The sequence below is a fragment of the Mesorhizobium sp. ZC-5 genome (assembly GCF_025753855.1).
Classification (GTDB): Bacteria; Pseudomonadota; Alphaproteobacteria; order Rhizobiales; family Rhizobiaceae; genus Neomesorhizobium.
The window spans coordinates 1-14,760 of sequence record NZ_JAOWPT010000003.1 but is presented as its reverse complement, the minus strand read 5'-3'; the positions used below and the strand labels follow the sequence as shown (position 1 = coordinate 14,760).

The following is a 14,760-nucleotide window of genomic DNA, read 5'->3' as shown; positions in this document are numbered from 1 at the left end:
CGATGGAAGCGGATTTCGTCATCGTCGGCTCCGGGTCGGCGGGGGCAGCGCTTGCCTACCGGCTGTCGGAGGACGGCAGGAACTCGGTGATCGTCATCGAATATGGCGGCACGGATTTCGGGCCGTTCATCCAGATGCCGGCGGCGCTTTCGTTCCCGATGAACATGAGCCGCTACGACTGGGGCTTTTCCAGCGAGCCGGAGCCGCATCTGGGCGGCCGTCGCCTGGTGACGCCGCGCGGCAAGGTGCTGGGCGGCTCGTCGTCGATCAACGGCATGGTCTATGTGCGCGGCCACGCCCATGACTTCGACCACTGGGCAGACGAGGGCGCGGCGGGCTGGGCTTATGCCGACGTGCTGCCCTACTTCAAGCGCATGGAAACCGCGCATGGCGGCGAGGATGGCTGGCGCGGCACCGACGGTCCGCTGCATGTGCGTCCAGGCAAGCAGCGCAACCCGCTCTACAAGGCTTTCGTCGAGGCGGGGCGGCAGGCCGGCTTCGAGACGACGCCGGACTACAACGGTTCCAAGCAGGAAGGTTTCGGGGTGATGGAGCAGACCATCCATCACGGCCGCCGCTGGTCTGTCGCCAACGCCTATCTGCGGCCAGCGCTGAAACGGCAAAACGTGAGTCTCGTCAACGGCTTCGCGCGGCGGGTGGTGATCGAGAATCAACGCGCTGTCGGCGTCGAGTTCGAAGCTCGCAAACAGATTCAAGTCGTTAAGGCAAAACGTGAGGTGATCATCGCCGCCTCGTCGATCAACTCGCCGAAGCTTCTGATGCTGTCGGGCATCGGGCCGGCGGCGCATCTCAAGGAGCACGGCATCGACGTGGTCGCCGACCGGCAGGGCGTCGGGCGGAATTTGCAGGACCACATGGAGCTCTATATCCAGCAGGAATCCATCCTGCCGATCACGCTCTATTCCAAGCTCAATCTTTTCTCCAAGGCGCTGATCGGCGCAGAGTGGCTGTTGTTCAAGAGCGGGCTCGGCGCCACCAACCATTTCGAGAGCGCCGCCTTCGTGCGCTCGAAGCCAGGTGTCGACTATCCCGACATCCAGTATCACTTCCTGCCGGCAGCGATCCGCTACGACGGGAAGGCGGCGGCGAAGTCGCACGGCTTCCAGGCGCATGTCGGGCCGATGCGGTCGAAGTCGCGCGGTTCGGTTACGCTGAGATCGGCTGACCCGCGGGAGAAGCCGGCGATCCGCTTCAACTACATGTCGCACGCGGACGACTGGGCTGATTTTCGCCACTGCATAAGGCTGACGCGGGAGATTTTCGGGCAGCAGGCGTTCGACCCCTATCGCGGCCGGGAGATCTCGCCGGGCAAGGATGTGCAGAGCGACGATGAGCTCGACGCCTTCATCCGCGAACACGCGGAGAGCGCCTTCCATCCCTGCGGGACCTGCCGGATGGGACGCGCGGACGATGAGCACAGCGTGGTCGATCCGGAATGCCGGGTGATCGGCGTGGAGGGCTTGCGGGTCGCCGACTCGTCGATCTTCCCGCGGATCACCAACGGCAATCTCAACGGACCGTCGGTCATGACCGGCGAGAAGGCGGCCGACCATATCCTCGGCAAGCAGCCGCTGGCGCCGTCCAACCAGGAACCCTGGATCAATCCGCGCTGGCGGGTGAGTGACCGGTGACGTTTGCGCTGTCCCTCACCTGCCTGCCGGCATCCTCTCCCCGTAAGAACGGGGAGAGGAAAGAAGCGGCCACGTCGGCGATCCCCTCTCCCCGTCCTTGCGGGGAGAGGGTGAGGGGCAGCGTTTGCATTCGATGGATGAGGTAACCTGATGAAAGTCCAGCCGATCGCCTCGCACTATATCAACGGCCGCTTCGTCGAGGACGAACAGGGTGCGGTACTTCCGGTGATCTATCCGGCGACCGGCGAGGAGATCGCGACACTGCATTCGGCGACGCCCAACATCGTAGAGCTGGCGGTCGAGGCGGCGCGCGAGGCGCAGCCGGCCTGGGCGCGGCTGAAGCCGGTGGAGCGCGGGCGCATCCTGCGCAAGGCGGCCGACCTTTTGCGCGAGCGCAACGCGCAACTGGCGCGACTGGAGACACTGGACACCGGCAAGGCGATCCAGGAGACGCTGGTGGCGGACGCGGCCTCGGCCGCCGATGCGATCGAATACTTCGCCGGCGCGATCGCGACCTATAACGGCGATTACGTCGACCTCGGCGGACCGTTCGCCTACACCAGGCGCGAGGCGCTCGGCGTCTGCGTCGGCATCGGCGCCTGGAACTATCCGATCCAGGTGGCCGGCTGGAAATCGGCGCCGGCGCTCGCCATGGGCAACGCCATGGTGTTCAAGCCTTCGGAGAACACGCCGCTTTCGGCGCTGGCGCTGGCGGAAATCTACTCCGAGGCCGGACTGCCGGACGGGCTGTTCAACGTCGTGCAGGGCTATGGCGATGTCGGCGGCGCGCTGGTTTCGCATCCCGGCGTGGCGAAGGTGTCGCTGACCGGGTCGGTCGGCACCGGCAAGCGTGTTCTGGGCATCGCTGGATCGCTGATGAAGCACGCGACGATGGAGCTTGGCGGCAAGTCGCCGCTGATCGTCTTCGACGACGCGGACGTTGAAAACGCCGTCGGCGGCGCCATGCTCGGCAATTTCTACTCGACCGGCCAGGTTTGCTCCAACGGTACCCGCGTTTTCGTGCAGCACGGCATTTTCGACCGCTTCCTCGACCGGCTGACCGAGCGCACCAAGGCGATCCGCATCGGCGATCCACTCGACCCGGACACGCAGATGGGGCCGCTGATCAACAAGGCGCAGCACGAGAAGGTCACCGGCTACATCGAGGCCGGCAAGACCGAGGGCGCCGTGCTGCATCATGGCGGCAAGGTGCCGTCGCTGCAGGGCTTCGAAGGCGGCTTCTTCGTCGAGCCTACGATCTTCACCGGCGTAACCGACGACATGCGGATCGCGCGGGAAGAGATCTTCGGGCCGGTGATGAGCATTTTGTCATTCGCCGACGAGGACGAGGTGATCGCGCGAGCCAACGACACGGAGTTCGGGCTGGCGGCCGGCGTCTTCACCCGCGACCTGCCGCGCGCCCACCGCGTGATCGGCGAATTGCAGGCGGGAACCTGCTGGATCAACGCCTACAATCTGACGCCGGTGGAAGTGCCGTTCGGCGGCTACAAGCAGTCCGGCATCGGGCGCGAGAACGCGCTGGCGGCGCTCAGCCACTACTCGCAGGTGAAAACCGTCTATGTGGAGACGGGAGACGTGCAGAGCCCGTATTAGGATACAATCTTTTGGGGTGGCTCCCACGGCGCACCCACATTCGGCACCACGGAACCGTCATTTCGGACGACCATGGTTTCTATCACGCCGACAATGACGTCCTCGTCTTTGTCCAACCCGGAAACCAAAACATAAAGCTCATCGATGGGCGCCCGCCGGAACCCATGCCCCATGCGAAACGGATTGTATTTGATCAAAATCGGGGCTCGCAACTTGAACACTACCATCAAGTCGCCTCGACCACCGCCCCAGAAGCTGATGGCCTTTACGTCTGCCCATCGCAAGATAGTCCGAAGCTGACGCGTATCCATCACCCCCTCGCCGTCAATGATCAGAACGGCACCGGATCGCGCAGAATCCAGGATTCTAGTTACAGCGAGGCCTACGCCGTACGAAGCCACCAACGAAATGAGAAGAGCCGCAGCAAGCTTCAGTATCCATAAACCTGATCTGTCCGAAAGCGCCCATTCGAATACCTCGAACGTGATCCCTATTAAGACAAATATCCCGACCAGCATCGCAATACCACGCCAGCCGAATCGCGCAAAAGCCACTAAAGGAAAGTGAATGTTTCTCGGGGGTATTCCGAACGTTTTTCGAAGCGTGGGGCGCCCTGGGATATCTATCGATTCGAGTTGATCGCTGGAAGCCAAGATCTACGAGCCTTTATGCAGCAATTCGCTGCCGCATTATTTATCGGCTTACCGCGAGCGTGTCGATTAAAGCGACGTATGCGGCTTCGACAGCTATTCGATCTTACCGTAACCGGCAAGCACTGCCCGGTTGAACTGATCCGCCCCTCAGCTTTTGCCGGTTCCCAAATCGTCGGAATAACCGGCATTGACGCGAGGCCACTGGACGATGGGGCGGCCGTCGAAACGATAGCCCTGCTCCTCTTCCGAAAGCTTCAACCAGCCGTCGGGCGAATCCTCGAATCCTTCCTGCCGTCCGTAGGCAGTCAGATCGAGCAAGGCGTAGCTGTTGCCCATTACCTCGACGCCGCGCCCCGTCGTCCAGTACGTCTCGAAGACCTTCGATCCCTGCCGCAGGTAGCAGACGAGGTGCATCATGCCGATCTTGCGCCCGACCAGGAGGGTTTCGAGCGATTTCTCGGCCGAATACCAGGGCATTTTCCAGCCCATGAAGTCGCGGTAGCGGGCGCTTTCCTCATAGGAGCCCTGGCTGAACGTGGCGTAGGTGACGTCGCGGGAGTGGATGAAGGAAAGCTCGCGGACCTGGGACGTGTAAAGCGAGCACCCCTCGCACTGATCCGGCGCGGCTTTGCCCGGGAACCACATGAGATAATAGGCGATGAGCATGCGGCGTCCCTCGAATGCGTCCAAGAGGGTCGTCGCGCCATTTTCGCCGACGAGCGGCGTCGAGCCGTCCACCTCGACCATGGGCAGCCGACGGCGGGCGGCCGCGATGGCGTCACCTGCCTTCGCGTGGGCCTTCTCGCGGATCCGCAACGCATCCAGTTCGGCCTGGAACGCGGCGCGGTCGACTACCTTTGGCGCTGCAGGAGCATTTCTCGTACGGTCTTTCATCGTCCATCTCCGTAGTCCAGAATTCACGACTAAGACGCGGCGCGCCGAATGGGATTCGGCGATCGCGCCTTAGATTCCTTGATTTGATGCATGTCGCCATCCCGAAACCGAGGATACTTTCGGGCGACATGCATCAAGCCTTCGCGTCCTTGTCGCGAAACGCCGCCTCGCCGACGTCCGACACCTCGACCCACTTCTTGTCCGGTGCAGCGCCTTCGACATAGCTGTCGTGCCAGTTCCACCATTTGTAGGTCGGCGTCTGGGGGTAACCTTCAGGCGAATCCTCCCAGACCTCCTGGCGTCCGAGCGGCGTCATGTCGAGATAGCTCCAGACCGTGCCGATCGCCTCGTCGCCGCGGCTGTTGATGAGGTAGGTACGGAAGATCCGGTCGCCGTCGCGGATGAACACGTTGTGGCCGTGCCACTCGTCGACGCCGAAGTCCTTGTCGAAGCTGTCGGTGACGGTGACCCAGGGTATCTCCTCCCAGCCCATCCTGGCCTTCAGCCGCGCGATGTCCGCCTGCGGCGCGCGCGAGGCGAAGACGAGCGTGGTGTCGCGGGCATTGAGGTGGGCGAGGTGGGAAACCTGGTCGGCCACCATGGAACAGCCGCGGCAGGCATGGTCGGGCCAGCCATGCACGCCCGGCTCGTAGAAGGCGCGGTAGACAATCAGCTGGCGGCGGCCTGCGAAAAGGTCGAGCAGGCTGACGGCGCCGTCGGGTCCTTCGAATTTGTAGTCCTTCTCCACCACCATCCACGGCATGCGCCGGCGCTCGGCTGCGAGCGCGTCATGGGCCCGCAGCTGGGCTTTTTCCTTGACGAGCAGCTTCTCCCAAGCGTCGTTCCAATCCTCAGGCGACACCACCGCCGGTGTCTGCATGCCGGCAAGTTCGCCGTTGCGTCCGTTCCTGGCTGATGCGGTCATGGCTTGAACCTCCTCGTTTGGATCATTCCCTTACCTAAACGGCGGAAGCGCAAATCCGTTTCGCCGCCGGTCGCGAGACGTTCTCGCACCGAAGGTCGACGGGGCGGGAGTAACAAGTCTGGCGGGATTGCGTTTGGCGAGGATTGCGCCGGCGTGCGCAACGATCTGCATCCCGGACCTCGCAAGCATTGACATACGGCGCGTATGTTCCGATATGCCGACATACGGGGCGCATATCGATAGGAGCAAAAAATGAGCAAACGCGACGCGATCTTCCCGGCCGGCCGCCAGGCGCTCTACGACATCAACCGCTATTCGGCCGCCATCCGCTCGGGCGACCTTCTGTTCGTCTCGGGCCAGGTCGGCAGCCGAGAGGACGGATCGCCAGAGCCGGATTTCAAAAGCCAAGTCCAGCTCGCTTTCGACAATCTGGAAGCGGTGCTCAAGGCCGGCGGCGCCACCTTCGACGACGTCGTCGACGTGACCAGCTTCCACACCGACCCGGCTACACAGTTCGAGACGGTCAACCCAATCCGCCTGAAGGCATTCGGCGAAAAGCCCTATCCGAACTGGACGGCGGTCGGCGTCAACTGGCTGGCCGGCTTCGACTTCGAGATCAAGGTGATCGCAAGAATCCCGCAGGCGGGCTGATCGATTGATGCATCGCGCCGGCACGGCGTCTGCCCGCTGGCGCATCTACAGCCGCTGTTAATCCGACTTCGGTTGGACAGCGCTGAAACTCAGACGGATCTCATGGAGAGCCTAGTGAAGACCATTCAGGTGTTGTTCTTCGACGTTCTGGGAACGGTCGTCGATTGGCGCGGCAGCATAGCGGCCGAGGCAGATTCCTTTCTGAAGCGGCATGGCGCTTCGAACATCGACGCCAGCACTTTCGCCGATGCATGGGTCGGGCGCTATGACGCGTCAGTCGAGGCTGTTCGTTCGGGAAAGCGGCCGTTCGTTTCGCTCGACCGGCTCAACCGGGAGAACCTGGAAGCGTGCCTGGAGGGGTTCGGATTGGCGATATCGGCCCTGCCGAGCGCGGAACTGGAGAACCTCAATCTTGCCTGGCACCGCCTGAAGCCGTGGCCGGATTCGGTGGAAGGTCTGTCCAGCTTGAAGAAACGTTTCATCGTCGCGCCGTTGTCCGACGGGAACACGCGGCTTCTGGTGGACATGGCAAGACATGCCGGGCTGCCATGGGACACCATCCTCGGCGCCGATGTCTCCCTGGGCTACAAGCCGATGCCACAGGTTTATCTTCGCGCCTGCGAACTGTTGGGCGTGGCTCCGCAAGAGGCGATGCTGGTGGCCGCCCACGACTACGACCTGGACGCCGCGCGCCGATGCGGATTGAAGACGGCGTATGTCGCTCGCACAAATGCCCAGGACCCGTCGAAGATCGACGACCCCAAGCCGCCTGGTGATTGGGACTACACGGCACGCGGCCTGATCGAGCTCGCCGAGATTTTGAAGTAGATTTCGGCGAAGCCCCGCGCCGCATCGTTCGCTCTGGCCACGACGGCCATCGTGCTCGGCCGTTCCACCTGCACAGGGTGTCGCGGCAGTGCCGGGCTCAGCCGCCGAACCTTTGAACCTCGATGCATTTGGAGACGCGGCAGTTGTCGGTATCGGCCACCGCAATCTTGTGCATGGCGACCGTCTCGCCGGCAGCGCATGAGGATGCGCTGCCCACAAACCGATCGTAGAGCGCGATGCCGGATTCCCCCTGGCGATAAAGGATCGCAACGCCGTCGCGATTCAGGGATTCCTGCACCTCGGCACAGGTCATCCCCTGCACCATATAACGAACCGCCGCCGAGGCGTCGAACGAGACGACCGAGAAACCCGCGGCCATAACAAACCTGATCATCGCAACCGTCCCCTCGAACCTGTGCAATCCAGAAAAGCATCGCGGCGGCGGCTCGGCAAGAGGCACGAATGGCCGGCTTACGCGATGGCGAGGCGTCAGCCTTTCGGATCGCCCTCGGTCCCGTCCAGATATTGCGTCAGCGCCGAGACGAGGTGGTAGAAGATCGACGCCGGCACCTCCTGCGCCAGCGAGCGACCGCGCTCGTCGATCTGGTCGATCCACAGGCCCTGGGGCGCGGGGTCGATGTGCCAGCGGAACAGGCGGCCGACGCGCGCCTCGATCTCGGGCTTCAGGTCCGGGCCGCCGGTGCCGTCGAGGGCGATCGCGGCCTTGACCGCCTCCGACTGCGGCCAGCTGCGTGACACGCCTTCCAGCGGCAGGCCGTGGCGCGACACCGCAGCATAGGCGAGGCCGGTGGCGCGGTTGAGGCCGTTGGCGATGGCCGAGGCATAAAGCTTGCGGGCAAAGACGATCAGGTCCTTCTGGCCGCTCTTGGCCGCGAAATCGACCAGCAGGGACGCCCATTCGAAATGATGGCCGGGCTCGGTCCAGTCGCCCTCCGCACCCGCCGCCGGCTTCCAGTCGCGGTCGAAGAACTCTCCCAGCGTCCAGCTTTCGGCATCGAAGAAATGGCTGCGGAAAAGGTCGATGATGCGGGCCGCACGGCGCAGATAGACGCGATCGCCGGTGACCGTGTGCCATGCGAGGAATGCTTCCAGAAGGTGCATATGCGGGTTGGAACGCCGCACCCCCTCCCCGTCCGGCGTCTCCAGGAAACCGGTCAGGCGTGCGTCTTCCAGATGCGCGTCGAGGAAACGGAAGGTTTCTTCGGCGAGTTGCAAGGCATGCGGATGGCCGGACCGGTGCGCGTGGGCCAGCGCCAGAAGCACGCAGGAATGGTCGTAGGCATCCTCGACCGGATCGGCGACCGAACCGTCGACATTCAGCGTGCGCACCCAGCCGCCGCGGTCGGTGCGGCCGTTCTTCGCGATGAAGCCGATGCCGTGGTCTATCAGTCGCTCGGCAGGACCGGTCCAGCCGCGCTCCTTGGCCACCGCAAAGGCATAGATCTGTCGCGCCATGGTGCGCATGCGCTTCGGCTTCTTCAGCGCGCGGCCGTCGAAGCCGAGCGCCTCGTGGAAGCCGCCATGCACCTCGTCGACACCCGCCGTCGACCACAGCGGCAAGGTTTCCTCGAACAGCCAGTGGCCGACGCGCTTGCGCCAGCCGCCGCTGACGATGACGCGGTCGTGCGCGGGGGTGAATTTCGTCTCCAGCCGGCCGCTCTTTTCGAGCTGCTCGACGATCTTCTTGACGTTCTGGCTGTGGCTGACCGGCGCGACGAAAGTGGCGTCCGGCGTCGAGACGATGGCGACGTCCTTCAGGCCGATCGCCGAGAGCAGGCGCCCCTCGCTGCGCAGATAGGAATTCTCGCAGTCGATGGCGACGACATCGCCGACGACGACGTTGCCTTCCTTGTCGGACGGGCTGACGTCGAGCAGCGATTGCCAGGAGCCGAGATCGTTCCAGCGGAAGCCCGCCGGAACCATGGCGATGTCGGACACCCGCTCGGCGATCGCATAGTCGACGGAAATCGACGGGATGGCGGAATAGAGGTCGAGCGACATATAGAGACCCGACACATCGCCGACGGCGTGGCTGAAGGCCTCGGCCGATGTCTTCCAGATCTCCGGCTGGAACTTTTCGAAGGCCTCGCGCATCGCGCCGGCACGGAACAGGAAGATGCCGGTGTTCCAGAAGAAGGTGCCGGCGGCGAGATAAGATTTCGCCGTCTCCAGGTCCGGCTTTTCGACGAAACGCGATACGGTGCGCACGTCTCCGCCGCCGGAAGCGACTTCGATGTAGCCGTAGCCGGTCTCCGGCTGCGTCGGCTTGATGCCGAAGACGACCAAGCGACCTTCAGCCGCTGCCGGAGCACCCTTTTCGACCGTTTCCCAGAACTGGCGGTCGGTGGAAATCTCATGGTCGGACGGCACCACCAGCACCAGCGCGTCGTCGCCATAGGCGGCGATCGACTGCAATGTGGCAACGGCCACCGCGGCGGCGGTGTTGCGGCCGACCGGCTCGAAGATTGCGCCGCCGCCGTTGAGGTCGAGCGAGGCGATGTCGGTGCGCACGCGGTCGGCATGGCGCTCGGAAGCGATCAGATAGATCGGCGTCTCGCCTTCCGGCCGCGCCTTCAGCCGGCGCAGCGTCTTGACCAGCATGGAGCCATCGCCGGAGAGATCGTGGAACTGCTTCGGATTGTCCTCGCGCGACAGCGGCCACAGCCTCGAGCCGACGCCGCCGCTCATGACGAAACTGACGATGCGCTCTGCCATCTGCCCGCTGCCTATCAGAATGTCTGGTTGTAGGCGCCGACTTCCGGATTTTTCCGGAGCACGGCATCGACCGCCTCGAACATTGCACGCCGACGCTCCGCCGAGACAGGGCTTTCGACGACCACGACCAGTTCCGGCTTGTTCGACGACGCGCGCACCAGACCCCAGGTGCCGTCCTCGGCGACGACGCGCACGCCGTTGACCGTCACCAGATCGGCGATCGGCTGGCCGGCGAGGAGTTGCCCGTCCGTCTGCATCTTCCGGAAATCCGCCACCACCTTGTCGACCACGCCATATTTCACCTCGTCACCGCAATGCGGCGACATCGTCGGCGTGCCATAGGTCAGGGGCAGGTCGCGGTAAAGGTCGGCCATGGTCTTTCCAGGGTTGCGGTCGAGCATCTCGCATACGGCGATCGCCGTTACCAGCCCGTCATCGTAGCCGCGGCCGATCGGCGGGTTGAAGAAGAAGTGCCCGGATTTCTCGAAGCCGGCGATGGCGCCGAGTTCGGCGACGCGGCGCTTGATGTAGGAATGGCCGGTCTTCCAGTAATCCGTCACCGCACGGTTCTTCATCAGCACCGGGTCGGTGTTGAAAAGGCCGGTCGACTTCACGTCGACGACGAATTTCGACCCGGGATGCAGGGTCGAGATATCGCGGGCGAGCATGACACCGACCTTGTCGGCGAAAATCTCGTTGCCTTCATTGTCGACGACGCCACAGCGGTCGCCATCGCCGTCGAAACCCAGCCCGATGTCGGCGCCCGTCTCCAGCACATGATCGCGAATGGCATGCAGCATCCGCATGTCTTCGGGGTTGGGATTGTAGTTCGGAAAACTGTGATCGAGTTCGATGTCGAGCGGGATGACCTCGCAACCGATGCGCTCGAGCACCTGCGGCGCAAATGCGCCGGCCGTGCCATTGCCGCACGCCGCCACCACCTTCAGCCGGCGCTTCAGCTTTTTTCCGGAAGTGAGATCGTCAATGTAGGTTTCGCGGAAGCCCGGCACGAATTCATACGAGCCGACGCCGACGAGATCGAAATCGCCGGCGAGCACGATATCCTTCAGCGCGCTCATCTCCTCCGGCCCGAAGGTCAACGGCCGCTGGCAGCCCATCTTGACGCCGGTCCAGCCGTTTTCGTTGTGCGAGGCCGTCACCATGGCGACCGACGGCGTGTCGAGGGCGAACTGCGCGAAATAAGCCATTGGCGACAGCGCCAAGCCGACATCCCTGACCCTGGCGCCGGCAGCCATCAATCCCGACACCATGGCCAGCTTGATCGCCATCGAATAGCTGCGGAAATCGTGGCCAGTGACGATGTCGGGTCCGGCACCGAGCCGGCGGATCAATGTGCCGAGCCCCATGCCGAGCGCCTGCACACCCATCAGGTTAAGCTCCGGCTCCTTGGCCGAACCGGCGTGGCCGAACCACCAGCGCGCATCGTACTCGCGAAAGCCGGACGGCTTCACCAGCGCGCTGGTCTCGAAGGCAAAAGTGTTCGGCTTGGCATCGCCGACAGGCTTCAACGTCACGGAAGAAACTCTCCACAAGCGGAATCTGCGACCGGACAGTAGCCGCAAACGATTTACCGCTGCATTAAACGATCCGGAGCCGCTTTGCGACAGCGTAAAGGGAAAAGCAAATCAGGCACTTCGACGAAGCATGTTTTTTGGCGCGATGATCGTCCTTTGGCGCTTGCGGGAACGATGGGCGGCGGCTATAAGCCCGCGGTCTGGTCGCGGAGTGTAGCGCAGCCTGGTAGCGCACATCGTTCGGGACGATGGGGTCGCAGGTTCAAATCCTGCCACTCCGACCAGAAAAATCAATGTACGACCCGGAGACATAGGTAACAGTTTGTACCTAAGACATGGGTGACAATCTCGTGCCGAACGGATTGTCGATAGTCTGCAAGGTCCTCTGCTCCAGGTCGATATATCCGAGATCATAGCGCATGAAGGAGACGAGCCAAATGCCGTCGTCGACTTCTTTGATGCCGAGCTTCTGGCCGGCGAGCACGTGCGAGATATTGATCTTCTTTCTCATCATGCAGATGCGGTCGCAGGTGGTGACGATGATGTCGCGGTCGTGGAAGGGATATTGCAGTTCCGGCAGCCCCTCATAGGCTCTGGAGGCGGGCGTGTAGACCTCGGCCGGGGTCTTCATGGCGAGCGCCTCATGCGGGCGTTCGGTGTTGAATTCGGCCACGAAAGCATCGAATCTGGCCTGCTGCTGGAGGCTGTTGGCGCCGGCCGGGCGCGTGGTTTCGGTCTTCAGGGTCCGGTGCATGCGCTCGTGGCGGCCATTCTGGTGCGGGCTTCCAGGTTTGCGATCAGCGGCAGGATGCCGTTCTTCAGCGCGTCCGGATCGGCCAGCCGCTGGTCCGCCAGGATGGATCCGCCGCCATCCAGAATGAACGCATGCGTGCCGAAGCGCGACGACAGTTCCTGCGTGATCTTGGACAGATTTTTTAATTCGACCGCGGCGATCACCCAGGCCTTCGTGGCGCCGTCGCGCGCGAGCGGCGCCGAGACATTGGCGAACAGGCCGTATTCGTTGGCCACGAAGGCGCCCCACCGGCGTCCACCGACTTGCTTCCGCTCTTCGAGGACGGCGCGGACCTCCGGCGATTTCGCGGTCTCGGTGGGGAGTTTCCGGATCGTTCCGGCGGGATACTCGGCGTTGTCCTCTCCGGCAACCGCCGCTCCCCTGCAGATAAGATCGGGCGTGCAGACCAGCATCGCATTCACCCCTGGCGCTGCCGCCAGCGCACCGGCAAGCGCTGCCGACATCTCCTCGCCGTCGATCTGGAACTCGCCCTGGGCATAGAGTTTCGCGACACCGTCCACCGCGCTCTCGGCGCGCCCCATCTCGGCGCGCAGCGAATCCTCCATCGCATCGATCAAGAGCGTCGACTGGGCGCCGAGCAGGTCGAAGGTGTTGCGGACATTGGCGCCGACTGACAGCGCCAGCACGCCGCCGACCGACAGCAATACCAGCGTGCCGAAGCTCAGCGCCATGATGACCGCCACCGGTATTCGGCGCCGTTTCTTTTCGGGACGGACCAGGCGCACTGGTTGTGCGGGCGTGCTCATGCACTCAATGTCGCAATGCGCAACGGAATTGCAAGCCCGGCCATCGGGCGGATCGACACGCCGCCGCGCGTTTCCGTAACCACTTCTCGACACGCCTGCCATATGCAGTGTCTCGAGGGCGATCGATCGGGAGCCGGCTCAATATCAGCAAGCTTGTGCAACATTACCGTCTCTGTTTGCGGTTGCGCAGACCGCTCGCTGTAGAGACTACTTTGCCGCAAGTATGCTTCGACTTGCTGTGCATATCGGATTGAATTAATTTCTTTGAGCGGGAGCGGAAATCTTATTGAAGCACTGCGGCGAATCCTGCGAACAATTCATTCGCGTTGTAAGGCATATTGACGAAAGAATCCGACGCGGCACCATTAAACTTCCGGTATGCCAGTAAAGGGGGACGACATGCCACTTTCGTTGATCTTCATACAGCCCGGCAACTACACCATTAATGACAACGGCACACCCGGCGACAACATTTCGGACATTCGCGACGGCAACGACGTCGTCATCTTCACCTTCGGGCATCCGGCCGACGCGCTGATCTTCACGGTCTCCACCCCCGGCGTAAACCTCAACATAGATTTTACCGACTCGCTCGGCGCGGCGAACTTCACCCTCGGCAGCCTCACCGATGCGGCGCAGACGCCAGACTCGATCGCAATGAACAGAGTCGACACGACGGGCGCTGTCACCCTCGTCTCGAACGGGGCGATCGGCGAAGGCGGCGCCGACGCCGGCGCCGACATTGTGGCAGGCGCTCTGATCATGAGCGCCGCGACCGGGATCGGCGCCGGCAATGCGATCGAGACTCGGACGAGCCTGTTCGAGGCGGAGACCACCACCGGTGGCATCAATGTCAGCAACTTCGGCAGCGTGCAGATCGGCGGCGTCAGCGCGGACGTCGACGGCCTGGACGTCGGCACCTCCGGCGACATCAACTTCACCACGCTGGGAAGCATCTTCCTCTCCGAAGCAAACTCGGTCACCGCCGCCGAAGTGGTTCGTGGCGGCAGCACGTCCGGCAACGTCACCCTGACCGCCATCGGCGCCAACTCCGACATCATCGGCAATGTCGACAATGGTGCGATCACGGCGCCACGCGGGAGCATTAATGTCACCGCCGGCCGCGATGTCCAGTTCGGCACCATCGGCGCCGATTTCAACAATGACGTGATCGGCAGCGGGGCGGTCACCATCAACGCCGGCCGCGACGTTCTGATCGACGGCTTCGCCGATATCCTGTCCGACAACTTCGGCCTCGATACCGGCGGCAATCTGACGGTCACCGCTGGGCGTGACATCGGTGTGCTCAACGTTGCGGGCACCAGCGCCTCGATCACCGCGTCCGGCACAGGCGGAGCCGACCTCATTCTCACCACCGGCCCCGGCGGTACCCTGACGGTGAACGCTCCGGGCTCATTCGCGGCCGGCTCCAGTAGCGGTGATGTGATCGCCAACGCCGACCGGATCTTGGTCGGCGCGGCCTCCGGCATCTCCGCCCCCAGCGGCCAGGTGGTCTTGCGACCCGCCACCGCTGGCTGGGCTATCGATGTCGGCAGCGTGACCGACGGCGCCTTCGCGCTGGAACTCTCCGACGCCGAGCTCGATCGCATCTTCACGCCAAACCTGACGATAGGCAGCGCCCAGGCGGGCTTGGTTACGATTTCCGCCAGCATCACGCCATCGAACGCCCCGGATCTCGTCATCCAGAGCGG

At 63.3% G+C, this 14,760-nt stretch carries 12 protein-coding genes, 1 tRNA gene and 1 pseudogene; 6 read left to right on the top strand and 8 right to left on the bottom strand.

All coding sequences use genetic code 11. From position 1 onward, the window contains the following. The first annotated feature begins 2 nt into the window (after nt 1-2). Together betA and betB are read left to right on the top strand one after the other, a co-directional pair. Nucleotides 3-1,652, top strand: coding sequence for a choline dehydrogenase (gene betA / locus OHD58_RS08560; RefSeq protein WP_263802777.1), 1,650 nt, complete (start codon nt 3-5; stop codon nt 1,650-1,652). A gap of 150 nt (nt 1,653-1,802) precedes the next feature. Further along, nucleotides 1,803-3,266 (top strand): betaine-aldehyde dehydrogenase, encoded by a 1,464-nt coding sequence (gene betB, locus OHD58_RS08555; protein ID WP_263802776.1) that lies wholly within the window; start codon nt 1,803-1,805, stop codon nt 3,264-3,266. Here betB and OHD58_RS08550 read toward each other — a convergent pair. From OHD58_RS08550 to OHD58_RS08540, 3 genes are all read right to left on the bottom strand, one after another. Beyond that, nucleotides 3,263-3,919, bottom strand: a complete 657-nt coding sequence (locus tag OHD58_RS08550) for a hypothetical protein (protein WP_263802775.1) — start codon at nt 3,917-3,919, stop codon at nt 3,263-3,265. The two genes, betB and OHD58_RS08550, sit on opposite strands and share 4 nt — an antisense overlap. 147 nt (nt 3,920-4,066) lie before the next feature. Continuing rightward, on the bottom strand, nt 4,067-4,813 hold the full coding sequence (locus OHD58_RS08545; protein WP_263802774.1) for a DUF899 domain-containing protein: 747 nt from the start codon (nt 4,811-4,813) through the stop codon (nt 4,067-4,069). A gap of 133 nt (nt 4,814-4,946) precedes the next feature. Continuing rightward, nucleotides 4,947-5,738 carry a DUF899 domain-containing protein gene (locus tag OHD58_RS08540; protein WP_263802773.1) on the bottom strand — a complete coding sequence of 264 codons (792 nt, stop codon included), beginning with the start codon at nt 5,736-5,738 and terminating at the stop codon, nt 4,947-4,949. A gap of 252 nt (nt 5,739-5,990) precedes the next feature. Between OHD58_RS08540 and OHD58_RS08535 the strand changes: the two genes are divergently transcribed. Both OHD58_RS08535 and OHD58_RS08530 read left to right on the top strand, forming a co-directional pair. Then, nucleotides 5,991-6,389, top strand: a complete 399-nt coding sequence (locus OHD58_RS08535; RefSeq protein WP_263802772.1) for a RidA family protein — start codon at nt 5,991-5,993, stop codon at nt 6,387-6,389. A 114-nt stretch (nt 6,390-6,503) separates the two neighbouring features. Next, on the top strand, nt 6,504-7,217 hold the full coding sequence (locus tag OHD58_RS08530) for a haloacid dehalogenase type II (RefSeq protein WP_263802771.1): 714 nt from the start codon (nt 6,504-6,506) through the stop codon (nt 7,215-7,217). A 97-nt stretch (nt 7,218-7,314) separates the two neighbouring features. On the opposite strand, the gene OHD58_RS08525 is transcribed toward OHD58_RS08530, so the two are convergent. The 3 genes from OHD58_RS08525 to OHD58_RS08515 all read right to left on the bottom strand — a co-directional run bounded on the left by OHD58_RS08525 (nt 7,315) and on the right by OHD58_RS08515 (nt 11,488). Beyond that, complete coding sequence (locus OHD58_RS08525; RefSeq protein WP_263802770.1) at nt 7,315-7,611, bottom strand: hypothetical protein; 297 nt, start codon at nt 7,609-7,611, stop codon at nt 7,315-7,317. A 95-nt stretch (nt 7,612-7,706) separates the two neighbouring features. Further along, entirely contained in the window at nt 7,707-9,953 is a 2,247-nt protein-coding gene (locus OHD58_RS08520; protein ID WP_263802769.1) for a mannose-1-phosphate guanylyltransferase/mannose-6-phosphate isomerase, read from the bottom strand. Nucleotides 9,954-9,967: 14 nt separating this feature from the next. Beyond that, nucleotides 9,968-11,488, bottom strand: coding sequence for a phosphomannomutase/phosphoglucomutase (locus OHD58_RS08515; protein WP_263802768.1), 1,521 nt, complete (start codon nt 11,486-11,488; stop codon nt 9,968-9,970). A 207-nt stretch (nt 11,489-11,695) separates the two neighbouring features. Between OHD58_RS08515 and OHD58_RS08510 the strand changes: the two genes are divergently transcribed. Beyond that, nucleotides 11,696-11,772: transfer RNA gene (locus OHD58_RS08510), tRNA-Pro, on the top strand. Nucleotides 11,773-11,816: 44 nt separating this feature from the next. Here OHD58_RS08510 and OHD58_RS08505 read toward each other — a convergent pair. Next, a pseudogene (locus OHD58_RS08505) lies at nt 11,817-12,281 on the bottom strand (integrase core domain-containing protein); the annotation flags it as partial. After that, nucleotides 12,227-13,048: a hypothetical protein gene (locus OHD58_RS08500; RefSeq protein WP_263803613.1), complete on the bottom strand. Its 822-nt coding sequence runs from the start codon at nt 13,046-13,048 to the stop codon at nt 12,227-12,229. The pseudogene OHD58_RS08505 and the gene OHD58_RS08500, both read right to left, overlap by 55 nt. Nucleotides 13,049-13,447: 399 nt before the next feature. On the opposite strand from OHD58_RS08500, the gene OHD58_RS08495 reads away from it, so the two are divergent. Continuing rightward, the coding region (locus OHD58_RS08495; protein ID WP_263802767.1) for a hypothetical protein at nt 13,448-14,760 on the top strand (1,313 nt) is incomplete at its 3' end.